Origin of the sequence: Paenibacillus sp. HJGM_3, from assembly GCF_045062745.1 — a bacterium.
In the GTDB taxonomy this organism is placed as follows: Bacteria; Bacillota; Bacilli; order Paenibacillales; family NBRC-103111; genus Paenibacillus_AA.
This window is the reverse complement of record NZ_JBJGED010000016.1, coordinates 114,772-135,700: the sequence shown is the minus strand read 5'-3', so window position 1 is coordinate 135,700 and position 20,929 is coordinate 114,772. Positions and strand designations below refer to the sequence as shown.

The 20,929-nt window shown below is 57.3% G+C and carries 20 protein-coding genes; all 20 read left to right on the top strand.

The features are described 5' to 3' along the window. Nucleotides 1-90 precede the first annotated feature (90 nt). Nucleotides 91-462 carry an NADH-quinone oxidoreductase subunit A gene (locus ACI5FR_RS18435; protein ID WP_405456915.1) on the top strand — a complete coding sequence of 124 codons (372 nt, stop codon included), beginning with the start codon at nucleotides 91-93 and terminating at the stop codon, nucleotides 460-462. Beyond that, a complete protein-coding gene (locus ACI5FR_RS18430) occupies nucleotides 447-965 on the top strand; it encodes a NuoB/complex I 20 kDa subunit family protein (protein WP_405456914.1) in 519 nt (172 codons plus the stop codon). The genes ACI5FR_RS18435 and ACI5FR_RS18430 overlap by 16 nt, the downstream gene beginning before the upstream one ends. Further along, nucleotides 866-1,933, top strand: coding sequence for an NADH-quinone oxidoreductase subunit C (locus ACI5FR_RS18425; RefSeq protein WP_405456912.1), 1,068 nt, complete (start codon nucleotides 866-868; stop codon nucleotides 1,931-1,933). Before ACI5FR_RS18430 ends, ACI5FR_RS18425 begins: the two co-directional genes overlap by 100 nt. A gap of 3 nt (nucleotides 1,934-1,936) precedes the next feature. Further along, nucleotides 1,937-3,037 carry an NADH-quinone oxidoreductase subunit D gene (locus ACI5FR_RS18420; RefSeq protein WP_405456910.1) on the top strand — a complete coding sequence of 367 codons (1,101 nt, stop codon included), beginning with the start codon at nucleotides 1,937-1,939 and terminating at the stop codon, nucleotides 3,035-3,037. After that, nucleotides 3,034-4,041 carry an NADH-quinone oxidoreductase subunit NuoH gene (nuoH, locus tag ACI5FR_RS18415; RefSeq protein WP_405456995.1) on the top strand — a complete coding sequence of 336 codons (1,008 nt, stop codon included), beginning with the start codon at nucleotides 3,034-3,036 and terminating at the stop codon, nucleotides 4,039-4,041. The genes ACI5FR_RS18420 and nuoH overlap by 4 nt, the downstream gene beginning before the upstream one ends. A 28-nt stretch (nucleotides 4,042-4,069) precedes the next feature. After that, a complete protein-coding gene (gene nuoI / locus ACI5FR_RS18410; protein WP_405456908.1) occupies nucleotides 4,070-4,525 on the top strand; it encodes an NADH-quinone oxidoreductase subunit NuoI in 456 nt (151 codons plus the stop codon). Next, nucleotides 4,515-5,039 (top strand): NADH-quinone oxidoreductase subunit J, encoded by a 525-nt coding sequence (locus ACI5FR_RS18405; RefSeq protein WP_405456907.1) that lies wholly within the window; start codon nucleotides 4,515-4,517, stop codon nucleotides 5,037-5,039. Before nuoI ends, ACI5FR_RS18405 begins: the two co-directional genes overlap by 11 nt. 3 nt (nucleotides 5,040-5,042) lie before the next feature. After that, nucleotides 5,043-5,354: an NADH-quinone oxidoreductase subunit NuoK gene (gene nuoK, locus ACI5FR_RS18400; protein ID WP_405456906.1), complete on the top strand. Its 312-nt coding sequence runs from the start codon at nucleotides 5,043-5,045 to the stop codon at nucleotides 5,352-5,354. A 42-nt stretch (nucleotides 5,355-5,396) separates the two neighbouring features. Beyond that, nucleotides 5,397-7,268 carry an NADH-quinone oxidoreductase subunit L gene (gene nuoL, locus ACI5FR_RS18395; RefSeq protein WP_405456904.1) on the top strand — a complete coding sequence of 624 codons (1,872 nt, stop codon included), beginning with the start codon at nucleotides 5,397-5,399 and terminating at the stop codon, nucleotides 7,266-7,268. Nucleotide 7,269: 1 nt separating this feature from the next. Continuing rightward, nucleotides 7,270-8,904: a complex I subunit 4 family protein gene (locus ACI5FR_RS18390; protein ID WP_405456902.1), complete on the top strand. Its 1,635-nt coding sequence runs from the start codon at nucleotides 7,270-7,272 to the stop codon at nucleotides 8,902-8,904. 4 nt (nucleotides 8,905-8,908) lie between these two features. Then, nucleotides 8,909-10,462: an NADH-quinone oxidoreductase subunit N gene (locus ACI5FR_RS18385; RefSeq protein ID WP_405456900.1), complete on the top strand. Its 1,554-nt coding sequence runs from the start codon at nucleotides 8,909-8,911 to the stop codon at nucleotides 10,460-10,462. A 163-nt stretch (nucleotides 10,463-10,625) separates the two neighbouring features. Next, nucleotides 10,626-13,433 carry a S8 family serine peptidase gene (locus ACI5FR_RS18380; protein ID WP_405456899.1) on the top strand — a complete coding sequence of 936 codons (2,808 nt, stop codon included), beginning with the start codon at nucleotides 10,626-10,628 and terminating at the stop codon, nucleotides 13,431-13,433. 20 nt (nucleotides 13,434-13,453) lie between these two features. Continuing rightward, a complete protein-coding gene (locus tag ACI5FR_RS18375; protein WP_405456897.1) occupies nucleotides 13,454-13,705 on the top strand; it encodes a DUF1146 family protein in 252 nt (83 codons plus the stop codon). Between the two features lie 281 nt (nucleotides 13,706-13,986). After that, complete coding sequence (gene murA / locus ACI5FR_RS18370; protein WP_405456894.1) at nucleotides 13,987-15,324, top strand: UDP-N-acetylglucosamine 1-carboxyvinyltransferase; 1,338 nt, start codon at nucleotides 13,987-13,989, stop codon at nucleotides 15,322-15,324. 225 nt (nucleotides 15,325-15,549) lie between these two features. Further along, nucleotides 15,550-16,611, top strand: coding sequence for a stage II sporulation protein D (gene spoIID, locus ACI5FR_RS18365; RefSeq protein ID WP_405456892.1), 1,062 nt, complete (start codon nucleotides 15,550-15,552; stop codon nucleotides 16,609-16,611). Between the two features lie 82 nt (nucleotides 16,612-16,693). Next, entirely contained in the window at nucleotides 16,694-17,419 is a 726-nt protein-coding gene (locus tag ACI5FR_RS18360) for a peptidoglycan DD-metalloendopeptidase family protein (protein ID WP_405456890.1), read from the top strand. A gap of 162 nt (nucleotides 17,420-17,581) precedes the next feature. Beyond that, on the top strand, nucleotides 17,582-17,869 hold the full coding sequence (gene spoIIID / locus ACI5FR_RS18355) for a sporulation transcriptional regulator SpoIIID (RefSeq protein WP_405456888.1): 288 nt from the start codon (nucleotides 17,582-17,584) through the stop codon (nucleotides 17,867-17,869). Between the two features lie 170 nt (nucleotides 17,870-18,039). Continuing rightward, nucleotides 18,040-19,041 (top strand): rod shape-determining protein, encoded by a 1,002-nt coding sequence (gene mreB, locus ACI5FR_RS18350; RefSeq protein WP_405456886.1) that lies wholly within the window; start codon nucleotides 18,040-18,042, stop codon nucleotides 19,039-19,041. A 48-nt stretch (nucleotides 19,042-19,089) separates the two neighbouring features. After that, the gene (locus ACI5FR_RS18345) at nucleotides 19,090-19,986 is read left to right on the top strand and encodes a flagellar hook-basal body protein (RefSeq protein WP_405456884.1); all 897 of its coding nucleotides are present in this window, start codon (nucleotides 19,090-19,092) and stop codon (nucleotides 19,984-19,986) included. Between the two features lie 67 nt (nucleotides 19,987-20,053). Beyond that, complete coding sequence (locus tag ACI5FR_RS18340) at nucleotides 20,054-20,926, top strand: flagellar hook-basal body protein (RefSeq protein WP_405456883.1); 873 nt, start codon at nucleotides 20,054-20,056, stop codon at nucleotides 20,924-20,926. Nucleotides 20,927-20,929 lie beyond the last annotated feature (3 nt).

Below are 20,929 nucleotides of genomic sequence, written 5' to 3'. Positions count from 1 at the left end.
CCACCATTCGTAAGATAAAGTAAATAGATGGATGGCAAGACGAACGTCCGCTCGCGGGCGTTGGCGAACATGTGAGCCGGAGGCGATGGTATGGCGGTTTACACAAACAATTATGTCTATGTGGCCATCTTTCTAGCTTTGGGGATTTTGCTTCCCATCGCGGCCTTGACGATCGGCAATTGGCTCAGGCCCCATAAGCCGACGGAAGAAAAGCAAACGACGTACGAGAGCGGGAACGAGCCGTTTGGCGACAGCCATGTCCGGTTCAACATCCGCTACTATTTGTTTGCGCTGATGTTTGTCATTTTTGATGTGGAAACGGTGTTTTTGTACCCCTGGGCGGTCGCGTATAACCAACTTGGGTTATTTGCGCTTGTCGAGATGCTCATTTTTGTCGTGCTGCTGGTCGTGGGTCTTATTTATGCCTGGAAGAAGAAGGTGCTGCAATGGACATCTCTTTAGAGTCAATCAAATTGGATGAGCAACAAGAGTTGGAGCGCAATGTCCTCACGACGACCCTGGATCAAATCAAGGGGTGGGCGCGCAGCAGCTCGCTGTGGCCGCTGACGTTCGGTCTCGCGTGCTGCGCGATTGAGATGATGGGTACAGGTGCGGCGCATTATGACCTGGACCGCTTCGGCGTCATCTTCCGGACGTCTCCGCGCCAAGCGGACGTGATGATCGTATCCGGAACGGTGACGAAGAAGATGGCGCCTCTCTTGCGGCGTCTGTACGATCAGATGCCGGAGCCGAAGTGGGTCATCGCCATGGGGTCGTGCGCGACGGCCGGCGGCCCGTACATTCGTTCTTATTCCGTGGTCAAGGGGGTCGACCAGGTCGTACCGGTGGACGTGTATATCCCGGGATGTCCGCCGAACCCGGCTGCGCTGATCTACGGGATCAACAAGCTGCAGGAGAAAATTCGCTACGAAGCGAAGACCGGGAAGAAGGTGATCCATCGATGAGCGACGAGTCGAACGGACGCAAAGAAGAAAGCGCAATCACTAACACCGAGGGTGAGGTTGCGAAGGAGCCGGCGAAGCCGGCGGCCGAGACGCCTCCGGCAGAGAATGCTAGCGGTGGGGCGCCGGCTGCGGAGCGCGCGGCAACGGCCGACGCCCCGGCGGCTGAGGCGAGCGCGCCTGCGCCGGCGGCTGGCGGCGGGGCATCGGCGCCCGAAGGCGGCGAGCCGGTCGATCCCGAGCGCGAGGCGAAGCTGAAGGCCGCGGCGGAAGCCCGCGCCGCCCGTGCGGCGGCACGCGAGGCCCGCGCGGCCGGCGGCGACGCGCCTGCGGCCGCGACGGGCGAGGCGCCCGCGGCGGCTGCGGAGGCGGGCGGCGATGCCGACGACGCGGCGAAGGCGCGCGCCGAAGCCCGGGCCGCCCGCGCCGCTGCGCGCGCCGCGAAGGCGGACGGCGCGGCCGAGGGCGCGCCCGCGGAGCCGAAGGCGCCGTCGCCGAAGCAGCCGCTGCTCGACCGCGCGGTCGAGCTGATCCGCGAGCATGTAGGCGCGGAAGCGGTGGTGGAGGCGTCGATCAACGAGCGGGACCGCGATTTGCCCGTGCTGCAGATCCGCCCCGAAGATTGGGCGCGTACAGCGGAATTCGTGCGCGACAACGAAGAGTTAGCGCTGCACTATTTGCGAAATTTGTCGGGTGTGGACTATGAGACCCATATGGAAGTCGTCGTGTACGTGATCTCGCTGGAGAAGAAGCAAGATTACTGCTTCAAGATCCGCACGGATCGGGAGAACCCTTCCGTGCCTTCCGTCACTCCGGTGTGGGCAACGGCCGATTGGCAGGAGCGGGAAGTGTACGACTTGCTCGGCATCGACTTCCCGGGGCATCCCGACCTGAGAAGAATCATGATGCCGGACGATTGGATCGGGCACCCGCTGCGCAAAGATTATGAACCGCTGGATCCGGAGGTGTAACCGTTGATTCGTACTGAAGAACTGCTGCTGAACGTCGGCCCTCAGCACCCCAGCACGCACGGGGTGTTCCGGATCATCGTGAAGCTGGATGGAGAGGTCATCACCGAAGCGAATCCCGTGATCGGTTATTTGCACCGCGGCACGGAGAAGCTGGCCGAGGATTTGAATTATACCCAGATTATCCCGTATACCGACCGGATGGACTACGTCTCGGCCATGACGAACAATTTCGTGCTCGTGCATGCGGTAGAGACGCTGATGCAGCTGGAGATTCCGGAGCGCGCCCAATACTTGCGCGTCATCGTAATGGAGCTGCAGCGCCTCGCGAGCCACATGGTTTGGTGGGGCACGTATCTGCTCGATATCGGAGCGCTCAGTCCGTTCCTGTTCGCTTTCAACGACCGGGAGAAAATCATAGACATGTTCAACGAGCTGTGCGGCGCGCGATTGACCTACAATTATATGCGCGTAGGCGGCGTGAAGTGGGATGCGCCGGACGGCTGGATCGAGAAAGTTCGCGATTTCATTCCTTATATGCGAGGCAAGCTGAAGGATTACAACACCCTGGTCAGCGGCAACGAGATTTTCCTCACCCGGATCAAGGGCGTCGGCCAATACGATGCGAAGACCGCGATCGATTATGGGCTGAGTGGGGCGAACTTGCGCTCGACCGGCGTGAAGTGGGACCTGCGCAAAGACCAGCCTTACTCCATCTATGACCGTTTCGAGTTCGATGTGCCGGTGGGCAAGAACGGCGACTGCTACGACCGCTACCTAGTCCGCTTGGAAGAGATGCATCAATCGCTGCGCATTCTGGAGCAGGCGGTCGAGCAATTCCCGGCCGATGGGGACATAATGGGCAAGGTGCCTCGGGTACTGCGCGCACCGGAAGGCGAAGTGTACGTCCGGATCGAGTCGCCGCGCGGGGAGATCGGCTGTCAGATCGTGTCCAAGGGCAAGGATAAGCCGTATCGGCTGAAGTTCCGCCGTCCTTCCTTCGTCAACCTGCAGATTTTGCCCAAGCTCCTGGTTGGGCAATCGATGACGAACTTAATCACCATTCTTGGCGGGATTGATATCGTGCTCGGGGAGGTGGACTGCTGATGTCCCTCTTGACGGAACAGCTGACATGGGCGAACTTCGGCATCATGGTCGCCTTGGCCGTGCTGATGCTCCTGCTCATTCTCGGCTTCGTGACCTACGCGATTTACTTCGAGCGCAAAGTCATCGGCTGGATGCAATTCCGGCACGGTCCGACGCGGACCGGTCCTCTGGGCTTACTGCAGTCGGTGGCCGACGTCCTGAAGCTGCTTATTAAGGAAGATACGATTCCCCGTTCAGCCGAACGAGAGCTGTTCATTCTGGCGCCGGCTTTGACGTTTGTGCCGGCCTTTACCGTCTTGGCCACATATCCGTTTACATCCACCTGGGGCTTCGCGGATCTGAACGTCGGCCTGCTCTACTACGCCGCCCTGTCCAGCATTTCGACCATCGGGATCGTGCTCGGCGGGTGGGCGTCGAATAACAAATACTCGCTCCTCGGCGGGATGCGCTCGGCTGCCCAGATGATCAGCTATGAAATCCCGCTCGTCATTTCGGTGACAGGCGTTGTACTCATGACTGGCAGCTTGAACCTGCGCAAGATCGTCGAGGGTCAGCAAGGCTGGTTTTGGGACTGGAACTTTCTGCCTCAGATTATCGGGCTCGTCGTGTTTGTCATCGCGGCAGTGTCAGAGCTGAACCGGACGCCCTTCGACTTGCCGGAGGCGGAATCCGAGCTGGTCGCCGGCTACCATGTCGAGTACAGCGGCTTCCGGTTCGCCTTCTTCATGCTGGCCGAGTACGTCTATGTATTCGCGATCGCCGCCTTGACGACGATCTTGTTCTTCGGGGGCTGGTACGCGCCGTTCCCGTTCTTGGACTTCATCCCCGGCATCATCTGGTTCCTGCTGAAGTTCTCGTTCTTCGTCTTCTTCCTGTTCTGGCTGCGCGCGACGCTGCCGCGGGTGCGGATCGATCAGCTGATGGGACTCGGTTGGAAAGTGCTGTTACCGGTAGCCTTGGTGAACGTATTCCTGTCGGCCATCGTACTGGAGCTGCTGCGATGAAACCAACGACGATTGGGGTGAACGATAGATGAAAGGCATAATCAAAGGGCTGGGCTTGACGCTCAAGACCATGACGCAGAAAAAAGTAACGTACAAATATCCGGATGTCCCCTTGGAGATGCCGGACCGGTTCCGCGGGATTCAGCATCTCGATATCGAGAAGTGCATCGTCTGCAACCAGTGCGCGCGGATTTGCCCGACGGAGTGCATAACGCTCACCGGGAAGAAGAACCCGGATCCAGAGAGCAAGGTGAAGCTCGTGCTCGACTCGTACGACATCAACTTCGAAATTTGCATCTTGTGCGACCTGTGCACCGAAGTATGCCCGACCGAAGCGATCGTCATGACGAACAACTTCGAGCTCGCCAGCTACAGCCGGGATGAGCTGTTCAAAGACATGGAATGGCTGAATGAAAACAACACGAACGTGCGGAAGGAAAACACCGTGGCACCGAAGGGAGGGGCGAAGAAGGATGCTGGATAATCTCATTGCCTTTTTCTCCAGCGGAGCCAATATCGGCTTCTTCATCTTCGCCCTGTTCGCCATCGGCGGCGCGATCTTCATGATCAGCTTCACGAAGGTCGTGCACATGGTCGTCTCGCTCGCGGTGACCTTCCTAAGTCTCGCGGGCCTCTACGTCCTGCTGCACGCGGAATTCGTGGCCTTCGTCCAGGTGCTCATCTATGCCGGGGCGATCTCGATTCTCATGATCTTCGGCATCATGATGACGCAGCACAAGAAGCAAGACGAGGAACCCAAGCGGACCGGACACGAAGTGCTGCTTGCAATAGGCGCGTTGGCGCTGTTCGGCATTATTTTCTTCGCGGTCCAGCAGACGACGTTCCCAGAAGCGGATCTCCCGCAGGTGGATGATAATACGATGGAGATCGGGAAGCTGCTGTATAACAAATACGTCATTCCGTTCGAGCTGATGTCCGTGCTGCTGACGGTGGCCTTCATCGGCGCCATCGTGTTGGCCAAGCGGGAGGAGGATTAAGCGATGAGCGATACGATATTGCCTTATTTGACGCTCGCGGCGATCTTGTTCTGCATCGGGCTGTACGGGGCACTGTCCAAGCGGAACGCGGTGATCGTGCTGTTGTCCATCGAATTGATGCTGAATGCAGTCAACTTGAATTTGATCGCGTTCGCGAAGATGGGGGTTAATCCCTCGCTGACCGGACAAATTTTCACGCTGTTCAACATGGCGGTTGCCGCTTCGGAAGCGGCGATCGCGGTGGCCATCCTCGTAGCGTTGTACCGCAATAAGGGAACGAGCGACGTGACGGAAATGAACCAGTTGAAGAAGTAAACGGATTTCGACGCAAACTTTGCGTTTCTAGGAGGAAATCGAATGGAATCCTACTCACAATTAGCGTGGCTCATTCCGCTGTTCCCGCTCGCCGCTTTCCTTATCCTGACGGCGTTCGGACGACAGTGGCGAGAGCTGGGCGCCTATGTGGGCATCATCGCGACGCTCGCCTCGCTCATCCTATCGCTCCTCGTCTGGATCGAACGGCTCGGGGACGGCGTGGACGACTACACGTGGAACGCGCTTGAGTGGATCAAGATCGGCGATGTATCGATTCGGATGGGCTTTGAGATTAACAACCTGAATGCGCTCATGCTGCTCATCGTGTCGCTCGTCAGCTTCCTCGTCAACCTGTATTCCAAGGGCTATATGCAGGACGACGAGCGGAAGACGGTCTTCTTCAGCTACGTAGCGCTATTCACGTTTGCCATGCTTGGTGTGGTCATTTCGGAGAACTTGTTGGAGCTGTACATCTTCTGGGAGCTCGTCGGCTTGGGCTCGTTCCTGCTGATCGGATTCTGGTATTACAAACCGGAGGCGCGGGCGGCGGCCAAAAAGGCGTTCATCATGACGCGGATCGGGGATGTCGGCCTGCTGATCGCCCTCCTGCTCCTGTTCTGGTATGTACCGAGCCACTCGCTCGACTTCAGCAGCATTCATAATGCGTTGTCGGAGCAGCAAATTCCGCAGCACATCATCAATTGGATCGCGGTGCTGATCTTCGTCGGCGCGGTGGGCAAGTCGGGTCAATTCCCGCTGCACACCTGGTTGCCGGACGCGATGGAAGGCCCGACGCCGATCAGTGCGCTCATTCACGCCGCGACGATGGTCGCCGCCGGGGTGTATCTCGTAGCGCGGACGTACGACATTTTCCAGGCGTCTCCGGTTGCGCTCGATATTGTGGCTTACGTAGGGGCTTTCACGGCAATCTTTGCCGCGACGATCGGGGTTGCGCAGAACGATATCAAGCGCATCCTGGCCTACTCGACGGTCAGCCAGCTCGGATACATGATGATGGCGCTTGGCGTCAGCACGGCCGTGACGGCAGGTATGTTCCACCTGTTCACGCATGCTTTCTTCAAGGCGCTGCTCTTCCTCGGAGCCGGCAGCGTCATCCATGCCGTGCATACGCAGAACATCCATGAGATGGGCGGCTTGGCCGGCAAGATGAAGATTACGACATGGACGTTCGCTATAGGAACGCTCGCTTTATCGGGTATCCCGCCATTCTCAGGGTTCTGGTCCAAGGATGCGATCCTGGCCGAGGCGTATCATGGCGGACATTGGGTTCTGTTTACGGTAGGCCTCGTAGCGGCGTTCTTCACCGCCTTTTACATGTCGCGCCTGTTCTTCCTCGTGTTCATGGGCAAGTCTCGCGGGCACGCCGAAGCGCATGAATCGCCGGCTGTAATGACAGTTCCACTTATTGTTTTGGCGGTTCTGGCGGTTGTCGCGGGGTTCGTGCAGACGCCGTTCAATGGGTGGTTCGGGGAATGGCTGACCGGGAAAGAAGCCGGGGAACACGACGGGGCGGCACTGGTCATGATTTTGTCGACGGTTGTCGGTCTGTTGGGGATTGGACTCGGGTATTTGATCTACATCAAGAACAGCATTTCCAGGGAAATAATCTCCGGCCCGGCTCCATGGCTGCACCGGCTTGTCGAAAACAAATATTATGTCGACGAAGTGTATAACGTCATCATCGTTCGGCCGCTGAAAGGGATCGGCAATGTCCTGAACGTGTTCGACGAATACGTCGTGGACGGTCTCGTGAAGCTGTCGGCTTCCGCGGTCCAAGGCGTAGGTCGAATCGGCTCTCGCTTGCAGAATGGGCAAATGCAGACATACGGCTTGATCACCTTGATCGGACTGCTCATCCTCACGCTCGCGATCGTCGGAAGGAGGTTCATCTAACATGTTCGAGAACTGGCCGATCTTATCGATGATAGCCTTCTCTCCGCTGCTCGGGATTCTGGTGCTGCTGTTCATCCCGAAGCATAACGGCCGCGCGCTGAAGACCGTTGCGATCATCGCGACGCTCGTGCCGCTCTTGCTCTCCGGCCTCTTGTACGCCGACTTCAAGCAAGATACGGACGAGATGCAGTATAAGGAAGATGTGACATGGATCAAGCTTCCGCTCAATAAGGAAGTAGGGGAGATCAGCTCCCTGAACGAATTCTTCTACGAGTTCAATTACTCGCTGTCGGTCGATGGTCTGTCGCTGCCGCTCGTGTTCTTGACCGCGCTCGTTACGGCGATGGCGGCGCTCGCTTCCGTGCATTTGAAGAAAAGGTGGAAGGCGTTCTACATCTGGTTCCTCTTGCTGGAGATCGGGATGTTCGGAGTGTTCATGGCGAGGGATCTGTTCTTATTCTTCCTCTTCTTCGAGCTGACGCTTATCCCGATGTTCTTCCTCATCGGGATCTGGGGCTACACCGATCGGGAGAAAGCGGCGAATAAGTTCCTCATCTACAACGGCATCGGCTCGGCCATCATGCTGCTCGCTTTCCTGATCCTGGTCAATACCGCCGGGTTCACGATGCAGCAGACGGACCAGGGAACGAATTTCTATTATAGCGGGAACGTAGACGTGATCGCGAAAAACTTGTTCCAGGATACGGAGTCGTTCGTGAACGCCACGGAAGAGACGATCCCGGACAATCCGTTCTACCTCAGCGACACGATGAAATGGACGTTGTTCTTCATGTTGCTGGTGGCGTTCGGCATCAAGCTGCCGATCTTCCCGTTCCATACATGGATGCTGCGCGTCCACAAAGAAGCGCACCCCTCCGTCGTTATGATTCACTCGGGAATCTTGCTGAAGATGGGCGCCTATGGCCTGATCCGGTTCGGCATCTGGCTCTTCCCGGCGCAAGCGAAAGGGTGGGCGGTCGGACTCGCGGTCCTCGGGGTCATCAACATTTTGTATGGTGCGATCCTAGCGTTCCGCCAACGGGATTTCAAGCTGATTCTCGCATACTCGAGTATTAGCCATATGGGCATCGTCCTGCTGGGGATCGCCGCCTTCAATGAAATCGGACTGCAAGGCGCAATCTTCCAACTGATCTCACACGGACTCATCTCCGCGCTTTTGTTCTTGATCGTAGGGAGCTTGTACGAACGGACGCAAACGACGGAGGTCGGACAATTGGGCGGACTCGCCGCCTCGCTGCCGTTCATCTGCGGGATTCTGATGATCGGGGGCATGGCGTCACTCGGGCTGCCGCTCCTGTCCGGCTTCGTGAGCGAATTCCTCGCGTTCCTGGGTTTGTTCGATACCATGCCGGCGATTACGATCGTCGGAACGCTCGGCGTCATCTTCACAGCCGTTTACGTGCTGCGAGGGATTCTGAAGATCAGCTACGGCCCGATCGAGGAATCGTTCCGTTCCTTGAAGGACGCACGGCTGGTCGAGGCGGTCCCGATGATCGCGCTCGTGGCGTTCATCGTTCTGTTGGGCGTTTACCCCGCGGTCTTGAGCGAGACGCTGCACAATACGGTGAGCGGTTTCGATCAATGGATCCAAAGTATCGCGAAGGTGGGGGGATAGACCGATGGAGACGCTACAACGATTGCAATTCGCCGATCTGGCCCATCTCGCGCCTGAGCTGACACTAGTCATTGCCGCTATCTTTTTTTCCTTGCTGGATCTGATGATGCCGAACCGATCCAACCGCAATGTGATCGGTTGGCTGTCCCTAGTCGCGATTGTGATCTCGGCTTTGTTCGTAATCCAAGACATCCGGATGCTCAATACGGTCGATGAAGCGACCCAGCTGAACACATCGATCGAACCGATCCAACTGCTCGGCCAGAGCTACGTGATTGACGATTTCGCCAACTTGTTCAAGCTGCTGCTGCTTGCCGGGACCGGACTCATCATCCTGATGAGCATGGGCCGGGTCAAGGACGAGGAGATTCAGCACAAGGGCGAGTTTTACTACCTGTTCCTGCCTGCGCTTGTGGGGGCGATGATGATGGCGTCCTCGGGCGACTTGATCACCTTGTTCATCGGGCTAGAGCTGCTCAGCATCACATCTTACGTGATGGTAGGCATCCGCAAGAAGCATCTCGGTGCCAACGAAGGAGCGTTCAAGTACGCGGTGCAGGGCGGGATCGCTTCCGCGATCGTTTTGTACGGGATGTCGTTCCTGTACGGGATCAGCGGCTCGACGAATATTTCGGAGATCAACCAAGCGCTCTCCGGCAGTTACGAGGACTACAAGGCGATTATATATTTGGCCGCCTTCCTGCTGATCGCCGGGTTCGGCTTCAAGATTGCCGCGGCCCCGTTCCATACATGGGCGCCGGATGTTTATGAGGGCTCCGCCTCGCCGGTAACGGCTTTCCTCGCCGTGGTATCCAAGGCGGCGGCACTCGCGCTTACGTTCCGGATCATGTACAGCGTGTTTGCACTCGGTCCTTTCTTACAATCGGATATTCACAAGGATATCTTCCTCGGTCTCTCGGTCGTGGCGGGGGTCGCGATGATCGTGGGGAACGCGGTTGCGCTCCGACAACGCAGCATGAAACGATTGCTCGCGTATTCCGGGATCGCGAATGCGGGCTACTTGCTCGTCCCGATCTCGACGCAATACGGCATCGTGCATTATTCGAACTTCACCGAGTTCCTGTTCTACCTGATCGCCTACATGTTCATGAACATCGGCATCATCGCCGTCTACATGATGGTCAGTGAGTCGACGCAGAATGAAGAAATCTCCGCCTTCGCCGGGCTGTATTACCGGGCCCCACTCACGGCGGTGGCGGCTGTGATCCTGATCCTGTCCTTGGCCGGGTTGCCGGTTACAGGCGGGTTCTTCGGGAAGCTGTACATCCTGCTCGGTACGCTGCAGGTGCACAAATATTGGCTGGCGGCGGTTCTAATCGGCACCAGCGTCGTCTCGTTCTACTACTACTTCGGCATCATCCGGCAAATGTTCATGCGCTCGACATACGCGGAGTCGGAGTTCCGTTCAACCGTTCCGGCGCAGATCGCCGTTTGGATATGTGTCGCAGCTACGGTGGCCATGGGTCTCATCCCGCATGTGGTGATCGCGTGGATCGAGAAGCTGATCAGCTTGCAAAACGATTTCTTTATCCGATAAAAACGGGTAATCTAGCATAATTTAGCAACGTCTAGGGCTCTCTGCTTAGCAGAGGGCCTATTTTCTTTTTAATCCGCGCCTAGGTGAGACAGAGGGAGGGAACTTTGTTACAATAGAAAGGATCCCAACAGAACTTCTATAAATCCTACAAGGAATTCCAGCTATGCGACTTCAAAACCGAACGCTTCACCGAGCGAGTCTAGTTCTTGTAAGTCTACTAATGATCTGCAGCGGCATTCTGCCCGCTCCTTTCCTATCTCATTTCGCGGAGGCCGAACCGAACTCCGGCCCCAGCATCGCTATGCCTTCCCCCGAGGACCCGATTACGAACACATGGCTATTGAAATGGAAGGACGACCCCGACCCAACGTTTACTGAAACCAGCCAAGTGCTTGGTGCGAATGCTCAGACGGGCGTTTTTCGAGTGGCGCCGGCCCCGGGTCTGGATCCGCATGCATGGGTCGACCGTTGGAGACAGTCGGACGCTGTGGAATACTTAACCCCCAACCAACCGAGTCAGTTAGCGGCGGCCAAACCGAACGACCCTTTCTTGAGCCGGCAAAAGCACCTGGAGCAAATTCATGCCGAGGAAGCCTGGGCGATCGCCAATCAAAATGACGGGATTGTCATTGCGTTAGTCGATACCGGGGTCGATCTCGATCATTTGGATTTGAAAGACAATCTGGTCCCCGGCACGAACTTGATTCAGCGCAACCAGCTGCCGCGCGACGACAACGGGCACGGGACAAGTGTCGCCGGCGTGATCGCCTCCATCGGCAATAACAACCGGGGCGGCGCGGGGGTGCTCTGGAAGGCGAAAATTATGCCGATCAAGGCGCTCGAGCCGAACGGGCGCGGAGACGAAGAGAAGCTCGGCGAAGGCATCCGGTATGCCGTCGATCATGGCGCCAAGATTGTCGTCCTCTCCGTAGGCCTGCTGCGGAACGATCCGTATCTGGAGGAAATCGTGAAATACGCCGAGGAGAAGGAAGTGCTGCTCGTAGCCGCCACGGGCAACGACGAAGGGCCTCATGTGCGCTACCCGGCGGCTTATCCTACGGTGGTGGCGGTTGGAGGCGTCCGCACGAACAATCAGATCGAATACCGGTCCAATTACGGCCCGGAGGTCGATCTGGTCGCGCCATGGTCGGTGTATACAACCGCTCCCGGCAACCGGTATCAGTACAACGAAGGCACGTCTATGGCCGCCCCTCAAGTAGCCGCAGCGGCCGCGCTCGCCTGGAGCCGCTATCCGTCGATGAAGGTGCACGAGATCCGGAACCTGCTGCGGCAGACGGCGGAGGATATTGCCGATCCGGGCTGGGACACGTACACCGGGTATGGACTGTTGCGAGTAGATCGACTGGTCACGCAAGTCTATGTACAAGACTTCTACGAGCCGAACGATACGCGAGCGGCGGCCAAGCCGTTCCCGGTCAACCGTTCGATCTCCGGTGAGCTCAAGCAAGGGTCCGATACGGATTGGTTCATGCTGCAAGCGCCCTATGACGGCGTAATTAGGTTCCAATTGTCTTCCGACATGCCGATACCCCCCGATGTCGTCTGGACGCAGTATATCGGCGATCAGGCGCAAGGCATCGTCTACCCGATCGGTACTTCAAATACGGTGGACGTCCCGGTTCGCAAAGGTCTTAACGAGTTTGTTCTTCAGCGGGGGGATCTGAAAGCAACCGCTGCATGGACCTATCAATTGTCCAATACGTTCTCGATCAACGCGGATCCGTTCGAAGACAATGACCGGCAGTTCAAGGCGTATAAGCTCGCGCCCCGCCATCAATCGCTTGAAGGCACGTTCGATCACGACAACGATCAAGATTGGTTCGCGATTAACTTCGAGACGTCCGGTACGCTAACGGTACGCCTGACGCCGGATACGAAACGAATGGACCCGGTGCTCAAGCTGCAGAAGAAGGGCGACAAGCTGACGACGGTCGACCAAAATGGCGACGGCGAACCGGAAGCCTACACCATGGTCGTGTTCCCGGGCACCTACTACATCCTGGCGGACAAAACGACGCCCCATCCCGTTAACGGAACTTACATGCTGGAGATCTTCTTCGAGTCGCAATTGGTCGACGCGAACGAGCCGAATGACAAATCGTATCAAGCGACTTGGCTGGGGAATCAATATTCGATGGAAGGCCTCATAGATGCGGCTCCCGGCCAAGAGGACATCGATTGGTACAAAGTGACTGTGAACGAGGAAAGTCTGCTCAGGCTCAGTCTGGATCAAATTCCGTCCGAAAGGACGATGCATATGGATCTGCTGGGCGCCTCGCTTGCCTTCCTGGCCGGCGGGGAGAATGCGCAGGGCACCACACGGACGGATCTGACCGTTCCGGTCCCGGCCGGTACCTACTATGTGAAGCTGAGCGCGGACGCCGCTTTCCGAGACCAAATGTACCGCCTCTCGCTGCAAATCGATCGATTGGTGAACGGCTTCACCGATGTTGCGGATCATTGGGCGTTCTCCTCCATCGTGGAGATGAATAACCGGAGCATCATTGAAGGCTTCGGCGATTACAGCTTCCGGCCGGACCGCATCCTATCACGGGCGGAGGCCGTAACGATGCTAGTTCGGGCGTTCGGTTACACGAAGCGCAAGGAGCTGCAGGTGGATGATCTTCCTCCTACGCATTGGGCCTATGATGCCTTTGCCCTCGCCGCCCAGGCCGGGATTGTGCACGGATACCCGGATGGGACGATGCAGCCGGATCGGCCGGTCTCCCGCGTAGAGATGGCGGTGCTCCTCGCGAATGCGCTGGGCGTCCGGGGGAAGCAGCGGGGCAACGAGCCGTTCACCGACATTGCCGCCGACTACTGGGCGACACCGATCCTGAAGCAGATGAAGATGGAAGGGTGGCTCGCCGGCTATGAGGATGGGACGTTCCGGCCCGACGCGGAGAGTACGCGAGCGGAGTTCGTTACGCTGCTCGATCGGGTAATCTAACGTATAGGAGGAGAGCACGAATGGACGTAGCCGAACAAGTCAAAAATTCGCTAGCGATGTCCGGTCTGGCCAACATTTTCATCGTGTTGCTATGTATTGCCTTAGCCTGGTGGAGCTTGCAGCAGTTCCGGTTCGATCTTTTTCTGAAAAATGCGAAGAGCGCCCCGGCCAAAATGTTGCAGGTGCTGCTCTCGATCGTGCTGGGCTATGAGGCGGCGCGATTTATTATCGATTACTTCAATTGGACTCAGTTGCTGCAAGGGTTGTTCTAAACTTGTCGAATAACATCCTTTTTTGTTGTCAACAATGGTAGTAAGACCGTAAGCTTTTTCAAGGCTACCGAACGAAAATGGCAAGACCTTCCGAACGTTGTAGCGGTGACGAATACGGGCAGTCGGAATGATTTAACAGTTGTTTCGGCTCCGAACCGGGTGCTACACTGGACGTTGGGTGTTTTAACGAATTTTAGTAAAATGGGGTCCCCACAAGGGAAGAGGCTTGCTTAGCAGGCAGACCTTCGTTTTGTGGGGTAATACTCGCGGAGGGGATCCAGATGAGCACAATTATCGTCCGCGGGGGCAAGCGATTATTCGGGAAAGTGAAAGTCAGCGGAGCCAAGAACGCGGTTCTGCCCATTATCGCCGCCTCACTCTTGGGTTCGGAGGGGGAGAGCATCATTCAGGATGCGCCTCCACTGGACGACGTAATGACGATTAACCAGGTGCTGCAGAGCTTGGGCGTGCAGGTCACCTATCAGAACGAAGTGATTCGCGTGAATGCTGCGCATATCGCGAGCTGTGAAGCGCCATCGGAGTGGATACGCAAAATGCGCGCCTCCTTCCTCGTCATGGGGCCGTTGCTCGCGCGCGAGGGCTACGCCCGTATCGCGCTGCCGGGCGGCTGCGCCATCGGAACGCGCCCGATCGACCAGCACTTGAAGGGCTTCGAGGCGCTGGGCGCCGAGATTGACCTGGGCCAAGGCTTTATCGAAGCGCGAACGCGCGGACGGTTGAAGGGCGCGAAGGTCTACTTGGATGTGGCGAGTGTCGGCGCCACCGAGAACATCATGATGGCGGCCACGCTGGCGGAAGGCACGACGATTATCGAGAATGCGGCCAAGGAACCGGAGATTGTCGATTTGGCCAATTACTTGAACGCGATGGGCGCGCACGTGCGCGGAGCCGGGACCGGCCTCATCCGGATCGAAGGCGTGGAGAAGCTGAGTGGCGTGGTACATACCGTGATACCCGATCGGATCGAAGCCGGAACGTATATGATCGCTGCCGCCATCTCCAGGAGTCAGATTTACATCGAAGGCGCGATTGGGGACCACTTGCGCCCGGTCATTTCCAAGCTGCAGGAGATGGGCGTAGAGATCGTGGAGGACGAGAACGGCATCACCGTCCACGGTGACCGGTCGATCCGGTCGGTCGACGTGAAGACGCTGCCGTATCCCGGATTCCCGACCGACATGCAGTCTCAGATGATGGCGCTCCTGCTCGTGTCGGACGGGACGGGGCTCGTCACCGAGACGGTGTTCGAGAATCGCTTCATGCACGTGGAGGAATTCCAGCGGATGAGCGCGCAGATCAAGGTTGACGGGCGCACGGCGATCGTCAGCGGCAACGGCCGGTTGAAGGGCGCCAAGGTCAGCGCGACCGACCTACGCGCCGGGGCGGCCTTGATCCTCGCCGGGCTGGTGGCGGAAGGCGAGACGGAGATCTCGGGCATCCACCACATCGACCGGGGCTATGTCGACATCGCCGGCAAGCTACGGGCGCTCGGCGCCGACATCCGCCGCAGCGACGGAGAGCGGAGGGAGCAGCAGGTACGCGACAAGGAAACGGAGCTGCCGCTGTTCTCTATCAATCCCCAGCCGAGCTGGGCGTAAACAGCCCCACAAAGTGAAGTTTCCCTTCGGAGCTCGGCGAAGCCCCCTATTACTTTGCGGGGACCCCGGGGATTTATAAAAAAGGCCATCTTGTGCGGCATGCACAGGATGGCCTTTTTTCTAGGCGTCTAACGTCTCTTCTTCTCTAGTTTCGGGTTCTAGCAGGAGGTTCTTCTTCATAGAATGGACTATCCACCGAGACGAACAAGAAGAGGAGAGACGACTATGCCCATCGCCAAATTAGTAGCCCGATTCCAACGAAGCGCCGCCCCCTATATCCTGTTGGCCGTAGCCGCGTTTCTTCTCGTTGCCATCCTGATCCCGGCCCTTCTAGTAGACCGTACGCCTACTACTCCGATAGGGCATCCGAACGGAGCGGTCTCCGGGTCGGGCGACCAGGCCGTCCCCAATACCAAGGTACAAGGCCCCGTCATTCCGGTCTATCGAACAGGAGCAGGGCAGATCGAGCAAGTGCCGCTCGAAGTCTATGTCCGCAATGTAGTCGCGTCGGAGATGCCGGCCGATTTCGAGCTGGAAGCGTTGAAGGCGCAGGCGCTCGCCGCCCGGACTTACATCGTGAAGCGGCTTCTGGAGCACGATTACAGCGAAGTCCCGGTAGCCGGGGCACTCGTCACCGATACGGTGGCGCACCAGGCCTACAAGTCGGAGGACGAGCTTCGGCGCACTTGGGGCGAAGCCGACTACCCGGCCAAGATTGCGAAGCTGAATCGGGCGGTGAACGAGACGAGCAATCAAGTGATTTTGTATAAAGGTGAACCGATTCTGGCGGCATTCTTTTCTACGAGCAACGGGTATACCGAAAATTCAGAAGACTATTGGACTACATACATTCCCTATTTGCGCAGCGTGCCGAGCCCGTGGGACCAGCAGCTGTCTCCCAAGTTCGAGCAGACCGTGTCGCTCAAGGCCCAAGATGTGATGAAAACGCTCGGGCTGCCGGCCGCGGTGCCCGCTACGACCGGGAATGCCGGTATGCGGGTGATGGCCACCAGCGCGGGGCATCGGATCAAGAAGCTGCAGATCGGCGGCAAATCCTTCACCGGCCGTGAAGTGCGAGAGAAGCTGGGCCTCGCCTCCTCCCAATTTCTATGGAAGGTGAAAGGGACCGATATCGAGATTACGACGTTCGGCTACGGGCACGGCGTAGGGATGAGCCAATGGGGCGCGAACGGGATGGCGAAGGCGGGTTACGACGCGGCAGCGATCGTGAAGCATTATTATCAAGGGGTAGAGCTCGGGCAAGCGTCTTCGATTCTCCCTAAATGAAAATGAAAGTGCTAGAAAAAATCTATCATCTCACGTATAAAACCTAGTGATCTGGTCACACTGGTTGATGAGGTGATAACCAATGAGTGAACAAAACAAAGAAACTCAGTCCAAGCAAAACGCTCCGAAAACTACTAGCGGAGCCGAGACGGTCAAGCTTTCCACATGGAAAAGGTTAACCGCGAAGAAGTGGGTGTTTCCTGCAACTTACATGGCAGCGGCGGCAATTATACTAACCTTAATGTGGGTGTATCAGGATTCGGGCAAATCGCTGTCCGATGAGACCACAGGGTTAGAAACGACGAAGCAAAGCCAAACGACCGGTACGAATACTCCGGACGCAGTTGCCGTCAACGCCAATGCCGAAACGTTGCAATGGCCCGTCAAGAACAGCAGTGAAGTGGATGTGCTCATGGCCTTCTTCGACAGCAAAGCTTCGAATGAAGTACGGCAAGCCGCTATGGTCGAGTACGGCGACACGCTTACGCCTCATATGGGGCTGGACGTAGGCCGCAGCGACGACAAAACGTTCGATGTCGTAGCCGCCGGCAGCGGGAAAGTTACCCGGGTCGAGAAAGACGCTTTGGTCGGTCAATTGGTGGAGATCACGCACAGCAATGGACTCGTGACCATCTACCAAAGCTTGGGTGAAGTGAAAGTGGCGAAGGATGCGCAAGTGAAGAAGGGCGACGTCATCGCGACCGCCGGCCGCAGCGAGTTGGAGAAGGATCTGGGCTACCACCTGCACTTCGAAGCTCGTCAAGACGGCAATCCGGTGAATCCGGAAACGCTGCTCGGCCAAAAGTAAAAGCTATCTACAACATGTTTAGCAGAGGCGATATGCGCCTCTGCTTTTTTTATGTCCAAAAATAATTTGTACGACAAAGCTTGTCAGGCTTGGAAACAAAGAATATATGGCCCTGCCCCTCATATACTGTACCAAACTAACTCGAGCAGGGAGGCGAGGGGAGTGCACGATTACATCAAAGAGCGTACGATCAAGATCGGGCGCAGTCTTGTGGAAACGAGACAAACGGTTCGCACGATAGCCAAGGAATTTGGAGTTTCCAAGAGCACGGTGCATAAAGATTTGACAGAACGACTGCCCGAGATCAATCCGGAATTGGCCAATCAGGTCAAGCTGATTCTGGAGTACCACAAGTCCATTCGCCACTTAAGAGGAGGAGAAGCTACGAAAGTCAAGTACAAGCGGACGCGTTCGCCGAAATCGCAAGACCATCTGGTGTCAGCCCGTTAAGCGGATTCTCCTGCCCGGTCAAGACACTCCCCACTCTACAGAACCGCCTCCTCCCCAACTTCTTCTCCGGGAAAAGAGGAATTTTGCAAAAGCTGTCGAAATAGATATACTTATTGTGTAAAACGGACTATCGTCGTGGTGGATGGATTTTCAGGGAGGATCAAGATTTCATGTTCAGTAAAGATATTGGGATTGATTTGGGCACCGCGAATGTCCTCATTCATGTAAAAGGGCGCGGGGTTGTGCTCAACGAGCCTTCGGTCGTAGCGATTGAGAACGAATCGAAGCGGGTGCTCGCGGTAGGCGAAGAAGCCCGGAGAATGGTAGGGCGCACGCCCGGCAACATCATTGCGATCCGCCCTTTGAAGGATGGGGTCATCGCGGATTTTGAAATCACCGAAATGATGCTCAAGCATTTCATTCAGAAGGTAGGCGGGAAGCGGTGGTATTCGCACCCGCGCATTCTGATCTGCGCCCCGACGAACATCACGTCCGTAGAACAGAAAGCCATTAGAGAAGCGGCCGAGCGCAGCGGCGCTAGAGAAGTGTTTTTGGAAGAAGAACCGAAAGCGGCTGCCATCGGAGCCGGCATGGATATTTTTCAACCCTCTGGGAATATGGTAGTAGACATTGGCGGAGGCACCACCGATGTAGCCGTGCTGTCCATGGGCGACATCGTGACCTCCTCTTCTATTAAAGTCGCGGGGGACAAGTTCGACGAAGCGATCATGAAATACATAAAGAGCAAGTATAAGCTGCTGGTAGGAGAGCGCACTTCGGAGGATATCAAGCTGAAGATCGGCACGGTGTACACCGAATCCCGCAACGAATCGATGGATATCCGGGGCCGCGATATGGTGACCGGACTGCCGCAGACCGTAACGATTCATTCGCACGAAGTGAAGGAGGCCCTCTGGGAGTCGGTCACGGCGATCGTCCAGGCGGCGAAGATCGTCCTGGAACGGACCCCGCCCGAGCTGTCGGCTGATATTATCGACCGAGGCGTCATTCTGACGGGAGGCGGCGCCTTGCTGCACGGGATCGACCAGCTGCTCGCCGACGAGCTGAAGGTGCCGGTGCTCATCGCCGAGGATCCGATGCACTGCGTCGTGAACGGAACCGGCATCATGCTGGACAACCTGGATAAGGTCGCACGCAAAAAACTCGGCTGACGGGCCGATTATAATAGTAGGAAGTTGTAAGGTCCTGGAGGGATCCCGATGTTAAGAGGCATGTACACCGCGACGGCTGGAATGCTTTCGCAACAACGCAAGCACGATACGGTTACGAACAATATCGCCAACGTGAACACCCCCGGCTTCAAGCAGAGCCGGATGGTGTCGCGTTCTTTTCCGGAGATGCTGATCTCGCTCCAGGAAGGCGACGCTCCGGCGGCGCGCTTCAATGCGGGGCGGCTGAACACGGGCGTTCTCGCGGAGGAAGCGCTGACCGTGAACGTGCAGGGGGATTTGCGGGAGACTGGCAATCCGTTCGATTTTGCCCTGGTGTCCGACATTCAGGTGGACGGGCTCCAGTTCGATAACGGCAAGACGATTACCGCCGACGGCCAGCGGGTGTATCAGCCGCAGGCGTTCTTCACCGTGTTGAACGCGGCCGGGGAACAGCGGTATACGCGGAATGGCAAGTTCGTCGTGGACGCATCGGGCCAACTGGTCACGGCCGAAGGCTACCGGGTCGTGGGCACGGACGGGGAGCCGCTCGTGCTGATCGACCCCGTCACCGGCATCCCGATTAGCAATGTTACCACGAACAACCGGGGGCAGCTGCTCGATTCGGTGGATGGCCGCAACATCTTGGATGCGAACGGCCAGCCGATGGCGATGCTCTTGACGCGGGTGGACGAGCCTATGCGCCTGATCGCTGAGGGCAGCGGCATTCTGCGGAACGATGAGCTGCAGCCGTCCGTACTCGGGCCGATGAACCCGAATGATCGGGTGGAAGTACGCCAAGGCTTCTTGGAGCGGTCCAATGTGGATCCGACCCAATCGACCGTCGATCTTATGACCGCCTCCCGAATGTATGAAGCGAACCAGAAGATGGTGCAATACTATGACCGCAGCTTAGAAAAAGCGGTGAACGATGTCGGTCGCGTTTGAGCCTAGATAAGCCTAGAGGCGACGGAATGTCGGCTCACCATTAGCAGGAAGCGAGGTGTCCTAGACAATGAACCATTCGATGATCAATTCCTTGGTTTCCATGAAGGGACTTCAGCAGAAACTCGACATCATCGCCAATAACATGGCGAACCTCAATACGACCGGCTTCAAGCGGACGGAAGCGACGTTTCACGACGTGCTGACGACGACGATCCAGCAGCCGACTTCGTTCCAGCAGAACGGTCGGGTGTCGCCGCTGGGTCTGACGCAGGGCTGGGGTGCGAAGATCAGCTCCATCCAGACCCAGATGTCGCAGGGGGCGCTGAAGGCGACCGATCTGCAGACCGACTTCGCGATCGAAGGCGATGCGCTGTTCGAGATCGCGATTCCCGGGCAGGATGAGAACGGACAGCCCGTGCTGCGGCCCGCTTGGACCCGCGACGGCACTTTTTCGCTCAATGCGAACCCGGGCGATCCGGATAACTTGTATTTGACGACCAAACAGGGCAACGCGGTTCTGGGCGTCAACAATGAACCGATCCGCATCCCGAATTATCACAAGATTAAGGTGGAAGCGGACGGCACGATTTTGGCCTTCAACGAACGGACCCCAGGTGCCCCGGCAATCCCCGCGGGCCAGTTGAAGCTCGTTCAGATCGTCCGGCCGCAAGTGCTGCAGCAGATGGGCGAGAATATGTACACGGTACCGGATACGATCGATCCGGCCGTGGGCGATGTCATTCGCGTAGTAGGTACGGATGCGAACAATCCGGAAGCGGCGAAGCTGGCGGTACGGCAAGGCTACGTAGAGCAATCGAACGTGAATTTGGCGGATGAGGTTACGGAACTGATGTTGACGCAACGGGCCTTCCAATTGAATGCGAAGGCGCTTGTGTCGGCGGACAATTTGATGGCTCTTACGAATTCCCTCCGGAGCTGAGCC

Coding starts and splice junctions, on each gene's coding strand:
- nuoL (WP_405456904.1), top strand. CDS start 5,397: ATGGAATCCTACTCACAATTAGCGTGGCTCATTCCGCTGTTCCCGCTC.
- ACI5FR_RS18405 (WP_405456907.1), top strand. CDS start 4,515: ATGCTGGATAATCTCATTGCCTTTTTCTCCAGCGGAGCCAATATCGGC.
- murA (WP_405456894.1), top strand. CDS start 13,987: ATGAGCACAATTATCGTCCGCGGGGGCAAGCGATTATTCGGGAAAGTG.
- ACI5FR_RS18390 (WP_405456902.1), top strand. CDS start 7,270: ATGTTCGAGAACTGGCCGATCTTATCGATGATAGCCTTCTCTCCGCTG.
- ACI5FR_RS18425 (WP_405456912.1), top strand. CDS start 866: ATGTCCGCCGAACCCGGCTGCGCTGATCTACGGGATCAACAAGCTGCA.
- ACI5FR_RS18375 (WP_405456897.1), top strand. CDS start 13,454: ATGGACGTAGCCGAACAAGTCAAAAATTCGCTAGCGATGTCCGGTCTG.
- ACI5FR_RS18380 (WP_405456899.1), top strand. CDS start 10,626: ATGCGACTTCAAAACCGAACGCTTCACCGAGCGAGTCTAGTTCTTGTA.
- ACI5FR_RS18435 (WP_405456915.1), top strand. CDS start 91: ATGGCGGTTTACACAAACAATTATGTCTATGTGGCCATCTTTCTAGCT.
- nuoI (WP_405456908.1), top strand. CDS start 4,070: ATGAAAGGCATAATCAAAGGGCTGGGCTTGACGCTCAAGACCATGACG.
- ACI5FR_RS18345 (WP_405456884.1), top strand. CDS start 19,090: ATGTTAAGAGGCATGTACACCGCGACGGCTGGAATGCTTTCGCAACAA.
- ACI5FR_RS18385 (WP_405456900.1), top strand. CDS start 8,909: ATGGAGACGCTACAACGATTGCAATTCGCCGATCTGGCCCATCTCGCG.
- ACI5FR_RS18340 (WP_405456883.1), top strand. CDS start 20,054: ATGAACCATTCGATGATCAATTCCTTGGTTTCCATGAAGGGACTTCAG.
- spoIID (WP_405456892.1), top strand. CDS start 15,550: ATGCCCATCGCCAAATTAGTAGCCCGATTCCAACGAAGCGCCGCCCCC.
- mreB (WP_405456886.1), top strand. CDS start 18,040: ATGTTCAGTAAAGATATTGGGATTGATTTGGGCACCGCGAATGTCCTC.
- nuoK (WP_405456906.1), top strand. CDS start 5,043: ATGAGCGATACGATATTGCCTTATTTGACGCTCGCGGCGATCTTGTTC.
- ACI5FR_RS18360 (WP_405456890.1), top strand. CDS start 16,694: ATGAGTGAACAAAACAAAGAAACTCAGTCCAAGCAAAACGCTCCGAAA.
- ACI5FR_RS18430 (WP_405456914.1), top strand. CDS start 447: ATGGACATCTCTTTAGAGTCAATCAAATTGGATGAGCAACAAGAGTTG.